The organism is Pseudomonas silensiensis (genome assembly GCF_050434865.1).
Lineage (GTDB): Bacteria > Pseudomonadota > Gammaproteobacteria > Pseudomonadales > Pseudomonadaceae > Aquipseudomonas > Aquipseudomonas fluorescens_W.
Window position 1 is genome coordinate 25921 of record NZ_JBNDJH010000002.1, and the last position, 17822, is coordinate 43742.

The 17822-nt window shown below is 55.8% G+C and carries 27 protein-coding genes; 21 read left to right on the forward strand and 6 right to left on the reverse strand.

Annotated elements, in window-relative coordinates:
* Window positions 1–72: 72 nt before the first annotated feature.
* The gene (locus QF010_RS02250) at window positions 73–276 is read right to left on the reverse strand and encodes a hypothetical protein (RefSeq protein ID WP_429380813.1); all 204 of its coding nucleotides are present in this window, start codon (window positions 274–276) and stop codon (window positions 73–75) included.
* A 340-nt stretch (window positions 277–616) separates the two neighbouring features.
* Here QF010_RS02250 and QF010_RS02255 point away from each other — a divergent pair, with 340 nt between their 5' ends.
* The 8 genes from QF010_RS02255 to QF010_RS02290 all read left to right on the forward strand — a co-directional run bounded on the left by QF010_RS02255 (window position 617) and on the right by QF010_RS02290 (window position 4777).
* Entirely contained in the window at window positions 617–1297 is a 681-nt protein-coding gene (locus tag QF010_RS02255) for a hypothetical protein (protein WP_429380811.1), read from the forward strand.
* Window positions 1298–1458: 161 nt separating this feature from the next.
* Window positions 1459–1821, forward strand: a complete 363-nt coding sequence (locus tag QF010_RS02260) for a hypothetical protein (RefSeq protein WP_429380809.1) — start codon at window positions 1459–1461, stop codon at window positions 1819–1821.
* A 61-nt stretch (window positions 1822–1882) separates the two neighbouring features.
* Entirely contained in the window at window positions 1883–2386 is a 504-nt protein-coding gene (locus QF010_RS02265) for a hypothetical protein (protein ID WP_429380807.1), read from the forward strand.
* 24 nt (window positions 2387–2410) lie between these two features.
* The gene (locus tag QF010_RS02270) at window positions 2411–2599 is read left to right on the forward strand and encodes a hypothetical protein (RefSeq protein WP_429380805.1); all 189 of its coding nucleotides are present in this window, start codon (window positions 2411–2413) and stop codon (window positions 2597–2599) included.
* Window positions 2592–3044 (forward strand): hypothetical protein, encoded by a 453-nt coding sequence (locus QF010_RS02275; RefSeq protein ID WP_429380803.1) that lies wholly within the window; start codon window positions 2592–2594, stop codon window positions 3042–3044. Before QF010_RS02270 ends, QF010_RS02275 begins: the two co-directional genes overlap by 8 nt.
* A gap of 88 nt (window positions 3045–3132) precedes the next feature.
* Window positions 3133–3519 carry a hypothetical protein gene (locus QF010_RS02280; protein WP_429380801.1) on the forward strand — a complete coding sequence of 129 codons (387 nt, stop codon included), beginning with the start codon at window positions 3133–3135 and terminating at the stop codon, window positions 3517–3519.
* Window positions 3519–4070, forward strand: coding sequence for a hypothetical protein (locus QF010_RS02285; protein WP_429380799.1), 552 nt, complete (start codon window positions 3519–3521; stop codon window positions 4068–4070). The genes QF010_RS02280 and QF010_RS02285 overlap by 1 nt, the downstream gene beginning before the upstream one ends.
* A gap of 56 nt (window positions 4071–4126) precedes the next feature.
* Window positions 4127–4777 (forward strand): hypothetical protein, encoded by a 651-nt coding sequence (locus QF010_RS02290; RefSeq protein ID WP_429380797.1) that lies wholly within the window; start codon window positions 4127–4129, stop codon window positions 4775–4777.
* A gap of 104 nt (window positions 4778–4881) precedes the next feature.
* On the opposite strand, the gene QF010_RS02295 is transcribed toward QF010_RS02290, so the two are convergent.
* On the reverse strand, window positions 4882–5370 hold the full coding sequence (locus QF010_RS02295) for a hypothetical protein (RefSeq protein ID WP_429380795.1): 489 nt from the start codon (window positions 5368–5370) through the stop codon (window positions 4882–4884).
* A 229-nt stretch (window positions 5371–5599) separates the two neighbouring features.
* Between QF010_RS02295 and QF010_RS02300 the strand changes: the two genes are divergently transcribed.
* Window positions 5600–6034, forward strand: coding sequence for a hypothetical protein (locus QF010_RS02300; protein ID WP_429380793.1), 435 nt, complete (start codon window positions 5600–5602; stop codon window positions 6032–6034).
* 278 nt (window positions 6035–6312) lie between these two features.
* Here the strand turns inward: QF010_RS02300 and QF010_RS02305 are convergent, their stop codons facing one another.
* Window positions 6313–7188, reverse strand: a complete 876-nt coding sequence (locus QF010_RS02305; protein WP_429380791.1) for a hypothetical protein — start codon at window positions 7186–7188, stop codon at window positions 6313–6315.
* Window positions 7189–7201: 13 nt separating this feature from the next.
* Window positions 7202–9187: an AAA family ATPase gene (locus tag QF010_RS02310; RefSeq protein WP_429380789.1), complete on the reverse strand. Its 1986-nt coding sequence runs from the start codon at window positions 9185–9187 to the stop codon at window positions 7202–7204.
* A 229-nt stretch (window positions 9188–9416) separates the two neighbouring features.
* Here QF010_RS02310 and QF010_RS02315 point away from each other — a divergent pair, with 229 nt between their 5' ends.
* The 3 genes from QF010_RS02315 to QF010_RS02325 all read left to right on the forward strand — a co-directional run bounded on the left by QF010_RS02315 (window position 9417) and on the right by QF010_RS02325 (window position 11118).
* Window positions 9417–9713: a hypothetical protein gene (locus QF010_RS02315; protein ID WP_429380787.1), complete on the forward strand. Its 297-nt coding sequence runs from the start codon at window positions 9417–9419 to the stop codon at window positions 9711–9713.
* Between the two features lie 209 nt (window positions 9714–9922).
* Window positions 9923–10315 carry a hypothetical protein gene (locus QF010_RS02320; protein ID WP_429380785.1) on the forward strand — a complete coding sequence of 131 codons (393 nt, stop codon included), beginning with the start codon at window positions 9923–9925 and terminating at the stop codon, window positions 10313–10315.
* A gap of 89 nt (window positions 10316–10404) precedes the next feature.
* Window positions 10405–11118: a hypothetical protein gene (locus QF010_RS02325; RefSeq protein ID WP_429380783.1), complete on the forward strand. Its 714-nt coding sequence runs from the start codon at window positions 10405–10407 to the stop codon at window positions 11116–11118.
* 82 nt (window positions 11119–11200) lie between these two features.
* On the opposite strand, the gene QF010_RS02330 is transcribed toward QF010_RS02325, so the two are convergent.
* Both QF010_RS02330 and QF010_RS02335 read right to left on the reverse strand, forming a co-directional pair.
* Complete coding sequence (locus tag QF010_RS02330) at window positions 11201–11698, reverse strand: hypothetical protein (protein ID WP_429380781.1); 498 nt, start codon at window positions 11696–11698, stop codon at window positions 11201–11203.
* 346 nt (window positions 11699–12044) lie between these two features.
* Window positions 12045–12326 (reverse strand): hypothetical protein, encoded by a 282-nt coding sequence (locus QF010_RS02335; RefSeq protein WP_429380779.1) that lies wholly within the window; start codon window positions 12324–12326, stop codon window positions 12045–12047.
* 239 nt (window positions 12327–12565) lie between these two features.
* On the opposite strand from QF010_RS02335, the gene QF010_RS02340 reads away from it, so the two are divergent.
* From QF010_RS02340 to QF010_RS02380, 9 genes are all read left to right on the forward strand, one after another.
* Window positions 12566–12835 carry a hypothetical protein gene (locus tag QF010_RS02340; RefSeq protein ID WP_429380777.1) on the forward strand — a complete coding sequence of 90 codons (270 nt, stop codon included), beginning with the start codon at window positions 12566–12568 and terminating at the stop codon, window positions 12833–12835.
* A 119-nt stretch (window positions 12836–12954) separates the two neighbouring features.
* Entirely contained in the window at window positions 12955–13257 is a 303-nt protein-coding gene (locus tag QF010_RS02345) for a hypothetical protein (RefSeq protein WP_429380775.1), read from the forward strand.
* A 69-nt stretch (window positions 13258–13326) separates the two neighbouring features.
* On the forward strand, window positions 13327–13956 hold the full coding sequence (locus QF010_RS02350) for a hypothetical protein (protein ID WP_429380773.1): 630 nt from the start codon (window positions 13327–13329) through the stop codon (window positions 13954–13956).
* Window positions 13957–14126: 170 nt separating this feature from the next.
* Complete coding sequence (locus QF010_RS02355) at window positions 14127–14441, forward strand: hypothetical protein (protein WP_429380771.1); 315 nt, start codon at window positions 14127–14129, stop codon at window positions 14439–14441.
* A 429-nt stretch (window positions 14442–14870) separates the two neighbouring features.
* Entirely contained in the window at window positions 14871–15350 is a 480-nt protein-coding gene (locus QF010_RS02360) for a hypothetical protein (RefSeq protein WP_429380769.1), read from the forward strand.
* A gap of 160 nt (window positions 15351–15510) precedes the next feature.
* Window positions 15511–16161 carry a hypothetical protein gene (locus QF010_RS02365; protein ID WP_429380767.1) on the forward strand — a complete coding sequence of 217 codons (651 nt, stop codon included), beginning with the start codon at window positions 15511–15513 and terminating at the stop codon, window positions 16159–16161.
* A gap of 68 nt (window positions 16162–16229) precedes the next feature.
* Window positions 16230–16703, forward strand: a complete 474-nt coding sequence (locus tag QF010_RS02370; protein WP_429380765.1) for a hypothetical protein — start codon at window positions 16230–16232, stop codon at window positions 16701–16703.
* 139 nt (window positions 16704–16842) lie between these two features.
* Window positions 16843–17157 (forward strand): hypothetical protein, encoded by a 315-nt coding sequence (locus QF010_RS02375; RefSeq protein ID WP_429380763.1) that lies wholly within the window; start codon window positions 16843–16845, stop codon window positions 17155–17157.
* Between the two features lie 251 nt (window positions 17158–17408).
* Window positions 17409–17690, forward strand: coding sequence for a hypothetical protein (locus QF010_RS02380; protein WP_429380761.1), 282 nt, complete (start codon window positions 17409–17411; stop codon window positions 17688–17690).
* Window positions 17691–17822 lie beyond the last annotated feature (132 nt).

The following is a 17822-nucleotide window of genomic DNA, read 5'->3' on the forward strand; positions in this document are numbered from 1 at the left end:
GTTGACGGTGTCGTAATGCCCCGGCAATGCGTTCAGCTCATCTTAATAGGGCATGCTGCTCCTGGTTGCTGTTCAGGGACATGACCAAGATTGGTTCGAAGGTTTACCGTATTCAGCTCGATGCTCCTGCTCGCACAACACTGCAGAAACGAAGCGCTGCGCAGCTTGAAATGCAGCCTGCAATTGTTCATCGGTTAGGTCTGCAGCTAACAAGACCGCTGTATCCAGGTCACCCGGGAATTCATCGGTGAATTTAAGCAGATCAACTGAATTCATTTCGCGTCCTCGGCGGTCGCTGCCCTGCTGGCAGCCCGTTGGAATGGTGAAACCATTTGAAATATGCGCGCCAACGCATCACTGACATTCGATTGTTTTGATGCCCGGCAAGCTGCCATGTTGAGTGGTCCCGCAGCTAATGCAATCTTGGACTTAAAAAGATCTTAGAGAGAGGATCTGAGGCCCGCGAGCCAAAACCGGGGCTAAAAAATCAACGCACTACGCGAGCATCATATCGCCGAAGCACACCCGCCTGCTGAGCTAGAAGGTATCCGCTGGTGCTTCTGCCACACTCCCTGCCCCCTGATCCTGTGTTCAACATATCAGGAGGGTCTAACCCATGCAGCACACCACTTCGCCCGTCAACAACATCACCAGCGCATCAGCAAACACCTCACGCCTCTACCCACTCATGGCGACCCTGAATGAAGCCCACACGCGGTGGATCATGTGTAAGAACCCCGTCTGCTTTAAACCTGACGCTGACCATCAGTGGATGATGGACATGGTTGCGGATGGCCTCGACAGCGGAATCTTTTACACCAGCTGCATGCTCGAGTTCATCGAGCGGCGACTTACCAACCAGCTGCCACCTGACTACAAGAGTCGTGGCACCAGTGTCGAAGGTGGCGTGCTGGGCATGGAAGTCTATTACGCGCGTTTGGCTGTAAAGGCCAAGCGCGAGCATGCCGTGCAAATGGCCGCCGTTTCAAAGCTCAGGGTCGGCGATGAGATCAAACAGGCCGAGATCCACGCCAACGGGAAGACAAGTAAGTGGAATGGCGTCGTGCAAGAGATCAACAGTGAATATGGCGTTGTGAAACTGAGCGCATCTCGCCGGGGCGACAAACAGCGGTACACCATCACCATCCCAGCAAGCCACAACGCCCTTTCGACGATCGTTAATGCCCGCACCGAGGTCCTGCGCGAGGACACGTCAACCGATGACATGGTGTCGAGCGGCCTGGCCTTCCAATCGCCGGCAAAGATCCCCGGCGGCCAACACAGCTTGTCGCTCTGATCGCGGTCAGGGGGAGCCTGCCTTCCCCTGCTTTCCGTACTGCAAGAATCGTCCGCACGTTCACTACCCCCTGAATTTCCGACCTTGGTTTTGGAGTGAGCGTGTAGTGCCCGGTCGATATACTCGCCCAGGCACAACAAGCTCCCCCCCGAGGAATCCAGGTGAAACTCCGTTCGACCGCGCTCTGCGCCATGCTTTTCTCCGCCAGCGGCTTTTCGTCCGCTGAGACAGTTCAGGTAACCACGATGGGCGACATCACGCCGGCCACGACGCTGGTGCAAGGAATCTCCGCCCAGGGCAAATGCACGTACGTTGGCGAGCTGATCCATGACAAAGATGATCGGAAGAGCTATGTGGTCTTGTACGAAGTGAAGAACTGTTCCGCCGGCGGCCGCGAGATCGTGAGTAAAACGATCGATGCCAGTACCCGGATTGGCGAGCTGCCGGTCGACCTTTCCTGCGACCCTACTCAGCAATGCCCACGGAAGATCCCCGCGGGCACCCCCTTAGAAGTCACTCTTTAACCGAGGTTTATCGATGGAGCCAACTGGGAAGGTATACGCCACTCCATTCAAGCTGGAGCGCATGGGCTACCGACTGTTCAGCATCCTGCGCCACTACATTGACCAGGCAGTACCCATTCTGCAGGTTGGCCAGGACCGGATGAGGTTTTATCCGGGAAACTCCTTCGAAGGCCTGGTTGGCAACTCCTTCACGAATCGCAGCCTTGCGCGCGCGAGCACAGCCCCAAGCGGGCCAAAGTGGTTCAGCATCCGCTTGGATGCAGATCAGGTCAGCTGGCCGGTGAACTACGTGGTCTGGGAGGACGGCAACGTGTTCGTGACCACGCCGACTGAGCGCTTCTACTGGCCGAACCATACCTTGGGTCTCGCGCGCCTGGTAATCCGCCCATTGTTCATGGACTGGATGCTGGATCGGGCTTTAACAGCTGAGTTCGGAAACGACTACTTGATCGAGGTCGAGGAAGACCCGGCACTGAGCGAAGACTATGCGGCGCATCGCCAACAGATGACAGCCTTCATGGAACATTTTCAGATCGCCCGTTTCGATCCCCATAATTCACACTGAACACCGACGACGAGAAGGACAAATATGCCAATCCAGACGAAGTTCTTTGTGCACGACAAGAAACAGGTGACCAGGGCGGTGACCGGACAGGAATACTACGACCAGGCGATTAAAGATGGCTTTCGCGAGGTCGCTACAGAGGAATTCGACGCCTTCATGGCACAATCCCGGGCATCAAGGCCACGCAAACCCAAGGAATCCACGAATGCCTAACGCTGGAAATGAAATCCCGCATCAAGCCTCACTAGGTAGCGTCCCGAAGAAACCGGCCAAGGGACTTTCATTCGGCAGCATTTTGTTCATGGGGATCATTCTGTACGGGACCTGGCAAGTCGGGAATTCTTATCTTGATGAGTGGTTCAGTGGGAGTGAACTCACCGCCGAAGGGTACGCGGTAATCGCCAAGGACTATCCGGCCCTGTCAGAAAAAACCAAGCAGGTAATCGACTTCTACTTGAACAAAGGCTATCTGGCGGTGCGCGACACCACGCCGATCTACAGCGCCATGCTCAATGACTTGCCTAGCGTGGAGCTAAGCCCGGGACCGGACCTCGGCGACCCCAAGGAGTCGCTAAATCATGTGATTTACCGTCGAATCATGGGCATTCCCACGCAGTCCAAGGGTAAGGACCTTTTGATGCAGCACCGGCAACAGTAGCGTCACCATTTAAACAATTTTTAGCCGAGGGTTCTGGCACGTCGCATCACGCCTGAATATGGCAACACTTATTTAGGAGATGCAGCCCATGCAGCAGGCCAGCCCAGCTCACACCAAACACCGGTCGGCACCCACCGCCAGCGGCACTGATCCGTCGCTGGCAAATGTTGCGGCTTACCTGGAGCAAACAATTGCCCGACTGGAAGCTCACCGCGACAACCTGCTTTCGGCCGTCTGCCTGATCGCAATGCACGACGAGCAGCGCAACGCCAACTACTGGCTGATCCAGCGAACCAATGCGGCCAACCGCATCAACCCACCGGCCATCTTGCAGATCGCGCAGTCGACATTCGAGGCGATCGATAGTGTGGCTAGCGGCATGGTGGCCAGCTCTGCCCTGACCAGTTTCCTGCATGACAATGGCGCTGGTGCCAAAGCCGTGCTGGGCCAATTCAACAAACAGGTCGGGCGCTAATGAAAAACGTAAACATTCGCTACGACCAAGATGACTGGCGCTCGATGAGCTCAGCCCCGAAGAACAAGGTGATACTCACCGACAAAGGCACGTCCCGCTTTGTTGATCCTCGGCACTGGGGGAGCCCCGTCAGAGGCGGCTGGTACCTGTGCTGCACAGCCGGGGACATTCCGACGTGTTCTGAATCAGGAATGGCGATCAGCGCCATCGTACCGACTTGCTGGCGTCCAATGCCTCAACTGCCAGTGCCTGCCGGGGTTGAAACACCCAACAAACCGAACATTGACCTTCGGACGATCCACGAAGCCCAAATTCAGTGGTGGTGGAAGGAGAGCCATCTGCACGACACGGATTACCGCATATCCGTGAATGACGGATCGAGGGCGGAATTGGCCCGGCTCTGCAAAACCTTTGATGTGGTGGACGACACCAGCTACTGCTGCCAGTGGGAGGGCCTGCAGATTGTGGGCTCGAATCTGGAGCAGGTTACGAAGGCCGCGAAGAAGCTCGCCACCTATATGCAGCAGTTCAAGCACATCCAGTTCATTTGACCCACACGCCTCACACAACCGGACTACAGGTTGCCGATAGAAAGGATTAGCCCACGATGAAGATCTACGTAACGCTGACCGCCGCCGAACTGGCCGAATCAGGGCTGAGCTCTGCCCAGCTTCGCGCCTTGATTGTTGAGCGGCTGGATACCGGCACGCCTTCCCTTCCAGGCTTCAGTGTGACAATTGAAACCCCACGACAAGCAGTGACGCTTCCACAAGGCCATGATCAGGACATAGACCTGGCCCGGCTCCGGCTAATTACTGACTTTGACTTTCAAGGCATGTCGGTTCGCTACATCACGCAAAGCACCGGCGTCGAATGCGTTTCGATAACAGCCATCCCGAAACTTGAAGCCATTTCCAAACATCAGCTATGGATCGATGTTCAGCGGTACGCCCTGGTGGCCGCGGCAATGGCTTTGAAAATGCACGAAGGCAACTCCGAGATCCAAATTGAAGCCATCGTTCGGGCGTTGTCCGATCTCAACCATCTGCGATCCATGGTGGCGACGCTCTCAGCCGCGGACTCGGTAGAGCATGCAAACGCCGTCGAATGGCTGAATGCGTTCCTACTGTTTTGGTACGACGAAGAGTGCGAGGTCTGGAAGAGCACTCAATACCGATTGCTGCTGCAAGCCCTGGCGTCAAAACTGGCGATGGTGTGCGAGCGCACGGAAACAGCGAAAGCAACAGTAAACGGTTAAGCCGGGAAGCCAACACATCCGGCTACCACCGCAAGTAAGGTGGTAGCCGGTAGATCGGATCAACAGACGATTCTTGTCGACCAGGCCCGCAAGTCCAGGTGCAACTATTTCAGGGGATTGTCGGTGAGTTGCTGCGCTTCCCGCCATGCAGTGAAGGCAACGGCATGCTTCTTATGAACTCGCCGTGCATAGCCGAATCCGGCGATCATGAGGATGAGTGGCAGCAGCACCCACCAGTCAGTGCTCGACAAAGCCCTGTCCTTCATAGGGAGCGCGAAATACCCAAACGCCAAGAAACTGCAGAACCCGATCATAATTGCCGCGCCCTCCGCCTGGTGCGGATACTCAGGGCTACCCTTGTATGGGTCGACGTAGTCAGCCTGCTTTTCCAACCATTCCTTTTGCGCCTTGTCGCTTTTTACTGCAAGTAAACCCGCGTAGATGAATGCGCCGAGTGCAAGTGCTATGAGCGGGGCATGAACCCATTCAGTCCAATTCAAGAATCCGGACACCATACAAGATGTAATTCCAATACCTTGCGCGATATAGAATTTCGTTTTTGGCCTTTTTGGCGCGTCGCTGGGGGCGCTCATAGATGGTCCTCAAGTAAGTAGATCAACGTGGCCCGATATTAATCAGGAGCGATCGTTCATGCGAACCAAAATGCCCTGTGATTTCTAACCTTGTTCCCTGCGGACTATCGCAACTGTTGGTGGTAATCACGAATACCCGCCGGCCAGGCGGGGAGCGTATTCCGAATGCTTCTGGCACAACCTCCGGTAACGAAAATACACGCTCAACCCACACACAGCAGAATATCGGATGAGCACAGAATCCCCTTTAAGCACTGCCCGGCGCTTCGCCGAATCAAACATAGCCACCCTTTCTACAGATCTGCTGGCCTGGCGCAAGCAAACCACCCTCCCCGAAGGCTGCCTGTTCCACAATCTCGCTGAGCTATGCAGGGAGACTTCCGGTGAAGCGGACGACGAATACCAGCAAGCCGAAACGCTTGTAGTGCGCGCCGCGCTGGAGCAGGCGGCCTATGCCGATGCATTGTTTACAGCATTGTCGAAATACTCGGCCCGCGGCCTAAGTGTCACGCTGACAGAAACCGAGCTGGCTGAGATCGATGATTTGGTGGCGAAACGACAGTCACCGCCGGCGATTGACATGGCAGGTGTTCAGGGACGCTTAGGAGTACTCATCGCGACGATCAAGGAGGCACTGCCGGGCACGGCGGAGATTCGCGACTAAAAGTGTACTGAGATGGTTAGCAGTAGAGACACGCACGGTGGGGCCCGCACAACGCCCCACGCTTGCCCATGCAGTGGAACGTCTGATGTTCTACCAGAACACAGGCATGAACTCGGCCACCAGATCCGGTGTACGTGCACACTCCATCAGGCAGTCGTAAAAATTCATTGTGCAAACTCCGTGAGCGAGTGAGGCGAGAGGTGGACAGGTTTTTACGGCGATTCGCTTTGAAGTAAACCCACAAGATCATCGCAGCACCTGCGACGACTCATCATTGCTCACTCCCCGACGAATCGGTTACAGATCGCGTTGAACAGCATTTTTCTCTCCGTCGCGTCCGTCATCCGGTCCAGTAACAAATTCAAGACCTCCGTGCGAGACATATCCGGTTCGGCACACGACTCTATCGCCTTCAGGTTTTCTTCGATCAGGTCCAGAAGGGTGTCCAGCGCTATTACTTGAGCAGAGTCGTATGGGTTCTGGATTGCGATCAATTGAGCGCCGTCATACTTTCCAGTCCATTTGGCAAGCGCCACCACCCCCTTGAACGATCTCAGCCTTACCCAGGTAAATTTGTTTTCGGCGCCGGGGGCAGAGTCAAAGGGTGCGGGGGTCATTTCCTGCACCAGAGATTCAAAGCGTGAGCCCTCCTCGGCCTGGTCGATCACCACGTAGCCGCGCCCTTGCGCCTTGATGACTTTCAGCAATTCTTCAAAAACGAGTGGAGGGAAAGACCAAGGCTCATCTATCACCAACGGGCGAGATGGGTCCTGCGTGATTTGATGCCAGAACCAATGTGGTTTGGTCACATCCGAGGTCCGACCACTTACAAAAACCGCGTCTGGTAACGCAACCGAGAGCAGCCACGTTTTACCTACACCACAGCGACCGGTGACCAGCACAGCCCTACGATCCCCCATCCACTGTTGAATCATCGCGATCGGGAGTTCTCGTTCCCGTTGACCCGATTCGCAAATGACCAGGTTCACCAAGTTTCGGCGCTCACGGCGACTCAAAAACTTGGCCTTCAACCCGACTAGACCGCCAGCCTCGATGCGGGCCAGAGAATCACCAATGTCCTCGTGACCAAAGGGTGGAAGGCCAACTCGGACTTGGCCTGCCTGCAAGGCAGTTTTAACGCAATCGTAAAACATGGTTTCCCCCTATTCAGTAACCAGACACAGAGCCCCGTGCGGGGCCTGGTCGCGCAAGATCCTGAGTCCAATCAACCAGGTTGCCCGGAACAATAAGCTCGTGCTTGGCCCTGGACGCTGCCGTGTAGATCATCGAGCAGACACTTGCCATAGAGTGAGCAGCACCTTGCTTCGGCGGGCGCATCAGGTCTCGGGAAATCAGGACGGTGTTGAATTCCTGGTTCTTCACGTCGTCGACCCGCGCCAGCTTGATCATCGAGCCAGGATCTGTGCAGTGGTCATTGGTGAATTGCTCAAACGCCTCAAGCGTGAGTCCCCGTTCGAGCATCTCGTAAGCGGCGAGGAAACCATGGTTGCCCCCCATCGCGGCCGCCAGTTCATCCCAGGTCCCATACTTGAAGAGCATGCGGTGGTTGGCGCGTACGCCGAGCCCATGGAGCTGCACCAGGCCGGCAACAAACGCCTTGAGCTCAACCAAAGCCCGCTGTGGGATATGAAAGTCCCCGTCGGCATCGAGCAGCTTCTTGAACCAGGTGAACAAACCCCATTCGTTAGCCACGATGATCGTGGTCGGCTTTTCAGGAATCGGGCTATTTTCATCGTAGGGGATGATGACGGTCGGGTACCCGGCCCTACCCTCAAACTCCTCTTTTACCGCTCCAGGGTGAAGCTGGATAAAAGGGTTGAGGACATCGCCCATTTGCCTGCCCGATCGGATCGATTGCGTAACGTAGCGCTGGCGCACGAGCTGGCTGTGCTGCGACGCCATTCCGTGCAGGTGCTGGTAGTCGTCACCCAGCGTGAGCACTGCCTGCGGACTTCTATCGAGGATCTGGAGCATTGGGGCTGAAAGCTCATGGCTTTCGTCCACGATAATATGGGTGAATTTCTCCGGAAAAGTGCCGATTCCCAGGGCCAGGTACTTAATGCGATGGGCGTTGCGTACCGGGAATCGGATTTCAGGCGAGGATGGCCACACAGTCTCTTGCCACATTAACCGGCTGTATTCCAACAGCACGGCGATATCGACCTCTTTGAGCCGGTACCCGGTGGCGGGCAAGTGCTTCGCTTCGATATCCCGGCTGGCTGACAAGCAAAAGCTATACATCGTCCGCCGACACAGGTTGGCCACGTCCTTAGGGCTCAAGCGGCCCACCGCCTGGATCTTCAGCCACTTCGCCATCTGCTGATCGGTCACCATGTAATTAGTCAGCGCCCGCTGCGTGTCAGTAAGTTTCCACGCATGCTCAGTTCGGTCGCTATTGAGGATCAGGTTGGCCATGTGACCAAAGGTGTATGAATTCAACTCAGCATCATTGGTGGGTAGTTTCACCCGCGCTCTAAGCGCCACCAGCTGACTGGGCAGGTAGGCCATCAACATCGTAGTGACCGGGTTCAAAAACTCGAAGATCTTCGAAATCAGGAAGGTCTTGCCCACACCGGCATAACCCTGCAGGTGGAGAGATTCATCCAGACCGGATCGGAGTTCATCCAGGATTCGCCCCTGCTGGGCCCGCACTTTGAACACGGCGCCGGAGGGGAGCACCACTTCGCGCCCCGGCGGCTGAAGCCGCTGCCGGTGGCGCTGAGAAAACGTGAAGTCCCAGCCACCATCACCGACCAGGTACTCACGGGCGGCGACGGTCTCGGCGTCAAGGAGGCTGATGCCCTGCATCTGAAGTTCAGCCAGGCCGGCTGCAAGGGCTCTCGCATCGAATCGTGCCTGAACTTGGGAAGCGAACGTGGGATTGCCCGGTGCAACCTTCGCTAGCCCGGCCCGTACTGCGCCTTCGAACATCACTTCGATCTTCGAGAGGCTTACCTTCTGGCGCACTAAGGCAGGCAGGTTCTGGAGCAGTAGTACGCATGCCAATTCAGCGTGGGACGCGGCAGAAAAGAACACACTGACGTCATGATTTTGGCTCAAAGCGCCCGCAACCTCTTCTGCCAATGGCAGAAAAAGCGTTGGTGGGGGAGCAAAGGTGCCGGGGCGAATCATTCGCAGTCTTTCTCAACAGGTGAAGGCAGTTCAAGCCGGGAGTTTAACCCCTCAGGCGGTTTACACCGTATTCCTTTGGCTCTACTGGGTACGCACATGATAACGGCCGCGCCAGGGCCGGCGAATTAAATCACGGCGCCCTGGCTCTTGGCACAAACCAACCCCCGGTAAGATTCGTTCAATAAAACATCAGGGTCGTGCTGGAACACGACTATCAGGAGAACAAAGCATGAATCGCGATCGGGATCGAAAGGACGGTATTCAGTGCATGAGCGGTGCTGAGTGGGGTGAATGCGCTCCAAGCCGCCGCCTGGTTCTGGAGGATGACCTTCAAAAGGTCGTGCACGAACGAGACGCGCTGGCCAGCGCAATCGGTGATTCGCTTACGAGTGCTGGCGTAGTGAACCCGAACCTTACGCTTACAGGGCCGGAATTGATCGCCGCGCTGGGGGATTTGATCGACCACTACAAAGTGTTGGCCGGCACGCGTAGCGCCCACTTGAAAGTAGCGGAGAATGAGCAATGAGCAGATTGCAGCGTCTTAAACAGCGTGCCGCCCGTGGCCAGGTAGGCGTGTGTAAACTTAGCGATGGCTGGTTTGTGGGAACTGGCCGCGGCGGTTGGGGGGATTGTTCCGGGCCGCACTCCAGGCGTGAAGCAATTCAGATCGCAGCGCGCTGGGCAATGCCGGCGAAAAAACTTGTCGTCACGATTACCACAGACTGAGGGGAAAAAATGAAGCTACACGCACGCGTTATGCCTGTCCAAATGGCCGAAGGTAGCTTCGGAGTGGCGTGGTCGACCATTTTGCCGCGCCTTGGGATTAACTCCTACGAGGACCTCTACGTGATATGGAGTCAAATCGATCGTTTCTGGATTGATGCAGCACGCCAAGGTTTGTCACGCAAAGCCGCATGCGCCGCCTGGGCAGATCAGGACAAGTCGGCGTTTCTGTGTCCGGAAGCTACGGCCGAAATCGGCGCCGAATTCGTCAGGATAGTGAAGGAGTTCAAACTGACATTTGGTGAGGCTTTCGGGGTACTGGCAGGAACCCGCAGTTCAGATGTCAAATATCACATCCGACAGGAGCGCCATCCAAATTCAGACAAAAGCGGCGGAATCGCGTAATGCGAAGCACGGAGTTTTTCTGAACGTGGTCGGTTCTGGCACGCCGGCCTATTGGGAGAATGAGGCCATCAACTAATGGAGCCCTCCCTGTGTCCCTGACCATCACCGCCAAACCTTCGCTCAACAAGGTCGACCAACTCATCAAGGCCGTCATGCTGACCTACCCGGTCAGCTACAAATCCCGCATGGCCGTTCTGAAGCGGATCTTCCTGGACGGTGCCAGCTTTGGTTGGGACGCAGCTGGTTGCCCAGACCTCTACTATTTTGGGGGGCTGCGTTCCGAGATGGATTTCGGCGACCTTGACCAGCAATGTCAAGATGTTGAGGCAGCGATGGCCGGAGAAAGTTGTGACTCGATGGCGTTGCTCGCCGCCGGCCGCGCCGTCGCGCTCAAGCGTCAATATGCCGACCGCGAATTGGTCTCGACCTACATCGACATCCTGGCTGTCGAGCATACCCAGGGTGAAGACGCCCCTATGAATGCCAATCTGGTCGATGACTTCCGCATTGGCGAGAACCAGCTTCACAACGCCCCGTATCTTTCCATGGACAAAGACTGGGCGTTGGCCGCAGAGGAAGTACTCACCGCCGCGCGGCATGGCATTTCAGTTTCTCTGGGTATGTCGTCTTGGCGCTTCAACCCGGAATTGGCTGACAAGCGTCTTCTGCACATTCATAGGCTGTTGACGCAATACCTTGACCATCTGGACGGCGTCACCGGTACAAAAGCTGCCGAAGCCCACCGTAATCAACTCGCAGACCGCTTGATTGATGAGGTTCTAGCCGAGGAAGCCATTCGTTAAAGTAGAACCCCGAAATCGAATCTCCAACCTTGAGCGATCTTATGACCTCGGCTTGGCTTAAGTCCAAGGTTGGAATCAAGATTTATTTCGAGACTGGAATGGATTTATAGAGCTTCGAGCGCATATTTTCGATTGACTGCTGTGCCATGTACCTTAAAAAATACTCATTAATTGCCTCGAAATCGCCATAGCAAAATTCACGCTCTTGAGCCAGGACTTCATCCCGATAGCGAGTAACCTCAGGCGACGCGCACTGCGTCATGATATCGGCCAATTCAGAGCACTTTAAGGGATCAAGCGGACGCAATTTCGCAATCCTTAGGTCCCGTGGACTTTTCCAATAAATGATAAAAACATTTGCGCCGGCAAAAGTAGCTAGGCCCAGCAATAGCCCGATCAAAAAAAGCATACTCGGATCAAACAATGACTTAACAATGCAATAGGCGGTTAAGAGACACCCCAGACCAGCAGCAATGATAGTGACCCAGTCAACCGATTGGCTGTAGGTATTTGAGATTCTAAACTCTTCAATTTGTGCCACCGAAGGTGCCGGCCCTGTCACTTCAAAGATATCTGCCATTTTGCCTTAGTCTCAAATGTCTAATTTGGGGTTCTCGTTGAGGAACCTGTACACGCGTTGCCCCGAAGACGATAACGGCCAAAGGTAAATTTGCAATGGCTAGGTTAATCAAAGGCGGCCAGATCTTCGGGAACGCACCAGCGAATAATTATTTAACTAATCGAGAGGTCACGCTGCAACGCGGCCCACTTCTGAAGCTCGACAAAGTCTCGGAACTCAAGCGCGTTACGGCTCCCCCAACTATCCCACCCAATAACAAACACCCCTTCTGTATCCTCACCGGAACCGCCAAACCAAAACTGGTTCCGGGCCCACTCAACTTCCTCGGGCGTCATGTGGTCATCCTCTACCAATAGCGGCGCTGGCGGATGGAGAAGACGATTCGTACCAACATGGAAGTAACCCCACCAGCAGCTGCCGCCACTGGAATGGCAGGCGAGTGAATGAACCTGAGAAAGTCGCTGAACGTTGCGGTCTCGGGGTTCATGCTCAGAAGACCAACACACAACATGAGAAGGCCCAAAATTACAGCCCCGTTGAGGAAAGTTGTGGCAAACATGACACACGCGGTGTTCAGGACACGCAGCATGAATCGAAGGATGTACCCCGCCTTTTCGATCAAGGTCATAGAAAACTCCATATCAGATTTGAATCATTGAAAATCTGACGATAGAGAGGCGAGCCTGGGCCTGCAAACCAAAACAGGGGCTAGAAATTCCGACTTCAAGCGTTGAATACCCAAACAGCGGACAGTTCATGTAAAGCCGGCTCAGTCCGGCATACGCTATTGAAATAGTTACGTTGCAGAGCTTCTGTCACGCCCGAGCCAATCGACAATAGGCTCATCAACTACCGGAAATTCCAGCCATGTCCACCTCTATCAGCCTGAACATCCTCACCGCCCTTCGTGACCCTCAACGCGATGAACGCGAGGTCGAGCACACCAAAATCACCAAACAGCTTGAGCGCAAGATCAAAAAGCTGAACACGCAAGCCAAAGGCGACTCGCTGACCCTGGCCGAGAAACTCGCTATCAAGGCGCAGGTCAAGCCGCTGGCGGATCAACTCCATCATCACAAGCTCAACTTCTTCTCGTTCATCGATTCTGAGAACGGTAGCGCGCCGGCTCCGCTTTGAGGACCCGCGATGGGCGGCGATGGCATAAACGCCCCGCCCAGCACCGCGAATCGAATTAACCGACTGGCATTTTCGCCCTAATTCCGTGAGCATTCACGAAACAGGTTCGAGGTTGCACCGTGGAGAACGAGTACGAGATCCAGACATCAGCACTGCGCGATGTCGTATGGATTCACAGCGGTCAGGACGGATCAACCGTGGGCCGCTTCGGCCGAATGGGGATCGATCTGCACAACACTGTGACGGAAATGCTGCAAGGCGCCCCCCAGTGCCGCCTGTGCACCCATGGCAAGCCCACCCGCTCTGACTGGGCCTTGTTTCGCGAGCGAGCGTTGGAATGGTGGGGAGTCAGCGTCCCGGTCGACGCATACAACCTGGACCTGCTCATTGACGATAGGCCACTTGGGCAGGCGACCATTTAGGCGGGGTGAGCGATTCTGGCACGCGCCAGCATTCACTAACATGGACCCACTACCTAATAGGAGCCTGAAATGTCCGAAGAACTCATCCACACCGACACGCATCTTCGAGATATCACTCAACAATCGCTTAAGGCCTCAGGTTGGGTTTCGTTGAATAACGTGGTACTGGACCCGTGCATGACCGACGATCTGAATTCGATACTGCCCGACCACCAAACTTTCGTGATTGATAACCTACTGGCCGACCTGAAAGCCGAAGGCTGGAACCTTATAGGTGCGTCTGGGGTAGCACCATTCCCACCAGAGCTTGAGGCTAGAAAACTGCCCGACACCGTGAAATTCATTTTGAAGTCAGAAATCACCAGGCTCGACTTCGAGCACGAGCGAGAGGGCGTTCAACTCATTCTGGTGGAGATCTTGCTCATAAACGGTCGTGTCGTAATCTCCGACTACACCAAGCATCCATCCTTTCATCGCCTGGTGTCGAAATTCATTTCCGGGCTGCACCAACGAATGTTCCGTGATGTCCCTGACAGCAAACTCACCACCGATCAGTTGCGAGCCAAGCACTACGAAGCTGGCGAGCATGCCCATTTCACCAAGCAGGAATGGAAGGACGAGGTCGGCAATGACGAGACCATTCGCGGCTACTGGGATTGGGTGATGGCCCAGATTGAGCAGGCCGGCGACGAATCGTAATCGGCTTAGACCGCCCCGCGCCAGACCGCCAAGGGCTCGCCTTCCCCCCCGACGTTCGGCGCTGAGCTGTCTAGGCAGCGCCGCCCCATCCTTTTTTTTGTTTTCTGATGCTCGTGGCACACCGATGGCGGGGAGAAAATTCTATCTCACCCACTGATTTCGAGACGCTCATGAACTCGCACCCACATCAGCATTCTGCGCCGACCGTCACCCTCCCGGTGGTGGCCGTATCGCCCATTACCGACCATACAAGTGAGGACGCAACCGGCGACGCTGCCTATGCGTTCAAGGGGTTCCCCTACGACATGGAGGACATCGGCCTGAACGCTGTTGAGCTCCAAGCCAAGTACGCCGAGACCGAGTCAGGCGAGCATGATTTCCACTCCCGCGCGGATTGGGAAGCGGCGGTTGCGGTCAGTGGCACCAAACCGGACTACTGGGATTGGCTGCTCACCATGATCGCCATTGACGACGAGGCCTACTGACCGTTCAGGCGGCCGGGGCTGACCCTGCCGGCGTTGTTCTCGGCCCACTGGGGGCTTTCACCAATCAGCACCCATCCCAGGAGCTCAAATGCTTTGCTCAAACCACCCAAGCCATTGGTCCCGCTTCAAGTCTCGCCGCTCTCACAAGTGTGACCTCACTTGCCGGGTCGCCCGGTTACCCCAGACATTCAAGATCGTGCTCACCGGTGCCCTATTCACCATCGAGACAGCTCTTTGCGCGCTGATCGTCGAACCGTTCAGTCTTCGACTTGCCATCGCTCTGTGTGTGTTGATTGCAACTTTGATTTACCAGCTTTGGCGGCGAATCAGCGATCAATAAAAGTGAGAAATATTTTGAGGATTGGCTTCTGGCACAGATCCACCAGACCGAATCTGGACACTCCTTAAACGCAACAGAGGCAAAAAATCATGAAAAAGAGTTTCGCTACTCGTATCTGCAGCAGCCTGAGCAGCATCTTCACGAACCGCATCTACAACAGCCTGTGCAGCATCACCATTTCCTACGGGGTAATCGCGCTCATCAACGGCGTGATGGCCAAGACGGGGTATTGGCTGACCAGTACTCAGAATCAGGCAATGTACGTGGCGGTGTTCATCGTAATTAGCGCCGTCATGTCCGGCCTTCAATATTTTCTCTTTCCCGACCTGAAGCTCCCAGAGGCCAAGCTGTTTAGCAAAGCCACGCTGTTGCAAACGGCCTCAGTCGTGTTTGTCCTTGTCGTCGCAAGCATGTTTGCGGACATGGCGTCTTACTACTATGCCTTCTCGCGCGTTGGCATTGCGCACTACGCCCTGATGGTGGTCGCCGCGTTCTATCTCGCTCCGCGTGTATCCGCTTTCATGAGCAAAAAGGGCTTCATCCATCAGTTTTCCTTTGCACGCGGATGACCTGACGGCGCGAGCCGCGAAGTAACAAGGAGCCGCCGACCTACGGGCGGCTCTTTCGTTTTTGCGTATCAGCAAATCCCCTGCAACTTTCCTTGATCCACCGGTTCTGGCACGCACTGACTCCCCCGAATATGTAGTCATCTCAACAGATGGTGTCGCCATGAAAACCGAATCTCTCCAAGGCAATCTCCTCAGCTTCTACGTTGCCGTTGCACTGGGCTTTGACAAAGAAGCCGACGGCCGCTTTTGGGCTCCCTGGGATAGCTGGGAATGCTCAATTCACTACAACGGCGATTGCTTTGCGCCTTTTGGCGATGAGGATCACGAGGTTTCGCGGGTGCTGAAGCATTTGCACCCGGAGGTCAAACGCTTGCGCATCTCGGCTGTGGCCGTGGAAGAGGACAAATGGCTTGTTTCGCTGCCGGGCCAAGAGGGCTTTCGCGTCAGCGACCTTTTGCAAGGATATGCATTGGCCATCGTGGCGAGCGTGTATGGGCTGGAAGTGCCAGACCACTACGACTGCCCCAATTTCAAGACTCGCGTCTTCCTGCCCCCTTTCAACGTGCCGTACGGCGAATCGAATGTCCCAACGCCGGAGAACGCCAAAACCGCATCCACCTGCGAGTTTGAGCCATCCCCCGCGACCACCTATCAAGACGCCCTTCAGGAAGCGAATCGCATGAAGGGGGCCGAAGAGTGCAAGGACTTCAACTGCGATGGCCATTCATGGGTGCTGGCGATCTTCCACGACGGCACCAGCAAATATCTGTACGACGGCGACAGCACGATTGGCCTGCCACCGTTGAAATGAAGCACGCCGGCGGCGCTGGCCGGACCAGCGCTACCACAACCCCAAACCACGAACAATGGAGTGGCCCCATGGAACTGAACCAGACACTGACCACCACCGTAAGCCATCGTGTCGGCGAACCTCCCCAGTACTACCCAGAGTACGACAAACACCTGCATCAAATGCAGAAGCTGGCTTTTGAAGTCGGCAAGGTAATGATGAGTCAACCCCAGGGTTCGGTTGCCAAACTGAGCAATGGCGAGCTCATCGGCGTCACCGAGTATCGAGGCAAGCTTGAGACAGTCCTGTTGCATGACTACCAGGACAGTAGCCCCATCGACGACGTGTACTGGTTCTGCTTTACCCGGCAGATCTATCAAGATCCGGACTGGGGGGGCGATGAGCAATTGGACGAGATGTCCGAAATCTTGACCGCGTGGCTCGCCAACCCGGTTTACGTCACCCTCGCCGATCCTGAGCGCCTTCCAAAGCTCGCCAAACACCTTGAAGCGTGGATTGCCGAGTATGAGACCAACAACAAACGCTCCGGCGGCACACACTAACCCAGGCCCTGCCAGCCGCATGTCGGTGCGGCCTGGCTCCCACAATCGAGCAGCAGCGCGGTAGACTCTAAAGCATGGCGCAACTCATAGAGCGCCGACTCACGCCGCACACGCTTAGCAAGGAACGTTTTAAATCACCATGACCGCATCTCTCCCATTCAAGCTGCACAAAGGCTCCTCCGGTAAAACCATCGGCACCAAATTGGTCCTAGACGAGCTCAGCCGGCCAAAAGGCCTGTGGCATGAGTACTGGACGAAGCACCTGCGCCGGATTTCGCCGAACAACCGTCTCCCGCGCGGATTCCGCGAGCCTAAACCGATGATTGACGTGGACTCCGATGCAGATCTGGCTCGCCGGCCAACAATCATGCACGCCAACGACACGCCGCTGCATGTAGACAGCCTGCGTGAAGCCATCCAGGGCATGAAGAAGCCCCCCGCAAAGAAACGCTAAGCCCTCACCGTCGGCCCCACTACACCGGCAGTCACGCAGCCAGGCTCGCCACCCCGCATGTGGTGAGCCACGCCAGCTCACCATCACACTCCCCCGCTCTGCCCAACCGCCTTGGATTCCCAGCCCGAGAAACCAAGCGGCCCCATAACATGCTCGATCTCCGACGCCTGCAAAAGCCATTACCGGGGGCTCGTGGCACGCGCCGCCTCGGCCAACAATAACTCCACTTCATCACTACCCAGGAGTTACCGATGGCTGCCCTATACGATTTCCGCTTTACCGTGCGCCGTGCCGAGTTCAATCGAGGGCTGGTCACAGTCTTCTACGGCCAAAGCGCTGACCTCTATCGTGAAGAGTCCGCTCAACTCACATATGCAGACGCCAAGGCCCGACTGGCAGCACTTAGCAAGGCAGAGACACGTAGCCACCAGGCGACACTGGCCATGAAGTACCGCGACGAGCGCTGCCCACCGGGCTTCAAAAAAGCGACGAACAAAATCGACTTCGATGCGGAAAACGCGGCCGCGGCCTGACCGTTGACCTCGATCCAAATGGGGCTTGGAGCCGAAATTTCAGGCCCCATTTTGGCTCTGCAAATGTTCGGTACCGGTAGAGAATGGGCCGAAACCGGTCTGAAGAAATAACGAATGCACGAACTACTCAAG

What these genes read in the sequence shown, in the direction of transcription:
- QF010_RS02250 (WP_429380813.1), bottom strand. Translation starts at nt 276, where the DNA reads ATGAATTCAGTTGATCTGCTTAAATTCACCGATGAATTCCCGGGTGAC.
- QF010_RS02255 (WP_429380811.1), top strand. Translation starts at nt 617, where the DNA reads ATGCAGCACACCACTTCGCCCGTCAACAACATCACCAGCGCATCAGCA.
- QF010_RS02265 (WP_429380807.1), top strand. Translation starts at nt 1,883, where the DNA reads ATGGGCTACCGACTGTTCAGCATCCTGCGCCACTACATTGACCAGGCA.
- QF010_RS02270 (WP_429380805.1), top strand. Translation starts at nt 2,411, where the DNA reads ATGCCAATCCAGACGAAGTTCTTTGTGCACGACAAGAAACAGGTGACC.
- QF010_RS02275 (WP_429380803.1), top strand. Translation starts at nt 2,592, where the DNA reads ATGCCTAACGCTGGAAATGAAATCCCGCATCAAGCCTCACTAGGTAGC.
- QF010_RS02280 (WP_429380801.1), top strand. Translation starts at nt 3,133, where the DNA reads ATGCAGCAGGCCAGCCCAGCTCACACCAAACACCGGTCGGCACCCACC.
- QF010_RS02285 (WP_429380799.1), top strand. Translation starts at nt 3,519, where the DNA reads ATGAAAAACGTAAACATTCGCTACGACCAAGATGACTGGCGCTCGATG.
- QF010_RS02290 (WP_429380797.1), top strand. Translation starts at nt 4,127, where the DNA reads ATGAAGATCTACGTAACGCTGACCGCCGCCGAACTGGCCGAATCAGGG.
- QF010_RS02295 (WP_429380795.1), bottom strand. Translation starts at nt 5,370, where the DNA reads ATGAGCGCCCCCAGCGACGCGCCAAAAAGGCCAAAAACGAAATTCTAT.
- QF010_RS02300 (WP_429380793.1), top strand. Translation starts at nt 5,600, where the DNA reads ATGAGCACAGAATCCCCTTTAAGCACTGCCCGGCGCTTCGCCGAATCA.
- QF010_RS02305 (WP_429380791.1), bottom strand. Translation starts at nt 7,188, where the DNA reads ATGTTTTACGATTGCGTTAAAACTGCCTTGCAGGCAGGCCAAGTCCGA.
- QF010_RS02310 (WP_429380789.1), bottom strand. Translation starts at nt 9,187, where the DNA reads ATGATTCGCCCCGGCACCTTTGCTCCCCCACCAACGCTTTTTCTGCCA.
- QF010_RS02315 (WP_429380787.1), top strand. Translation starts at nt 9,417, where the DNA reads ATGAATCGCGATCGGGATCGAAAGGACGGTATTCAGTGCATGAGCGGT.
- QF010_RS02320 (WP_429380785.1), top strand. Translation starts at nt 9,923, where the DNA reads ATGAAGCTACACGCACGCGTTATGCCTGTCCAAATGGCCGAAGGTAGC.
- QF010_RS02330 (WP_429380781.1), bottom strand. Translation starts at nt 11,698, where the DNA reads ATGGCAGATATCTTTGAAGTGACAGGGCCGGCACCTTCGGTGGCACAA.
- QF010_RS02335 (WP_429380779.1), bottom strand. Translation starts at nt 12,326, where the DNA reads ATGACCTTGATCGAAAAGGCGGGGTACATCCTTCGATTCATGCTGCGT.
- QF010_RS02340 (WP_429380777.1), top strand. Translation starts at nt 12,566, where the DNA reads ATGTCCACCTCTATCAGCCTGAACATCCTCACCGCCCTTCGTGACCCT.
- QF010_RS02350 (WP_429380773.1), top strand. Translation starts at nt 13,327, where the DNA reads ATGTCCGAAGAACTCATCCACACCGACACGCATCTTCGAGATATCACT.
- QF010_RS02355 (WP_429380771.1), top strand. Translation starts at nt 14,127, where the DNA reads ATGAACTCGCACCCACATCAGCATTCTGCGCCGACCGTCACCCTCCCG.
- QF010_RS02360 (WP_429380769.1), top strand. Translation starts at nt 14,871, where the DNA reads ATGAAAAAGAGTTTCGCTACTCGTATCTGCAGCAGCCTGAGCAGCATC.
- QF010_RS02365 (WP_429380767.1), top strand. Translation starts at nt 15,511, where the DNA reads ATGAAAACCGAATCTCTCCAAGGCAATCTCCTCAGCTTCTACGTTGCC.
- QF010_RS02370 (WP_429380765.1), top strand. Translation starts at nt 16,230, where the DNA reads ATGGAACTGAACCAGACACTGACCACCACCGTAAGCCATCGTGTCGGC.
- QF010_RS02375 (WP_429380763.1), top strand. Translation starts at nt 16,843, where the DNA reads ATGACCGCATCTCTCCCATTCAAGCTGCACAAAGGCTCCTCCGGTAAA.
- QF010_RS02380 (WP_429380761.1), top strand. Translation starts at nt 17,409, where the DNA reads ATGGCTGCCCTATACGATTTCCGCTTTACCGTGCGCCGTGCCGAGTTC.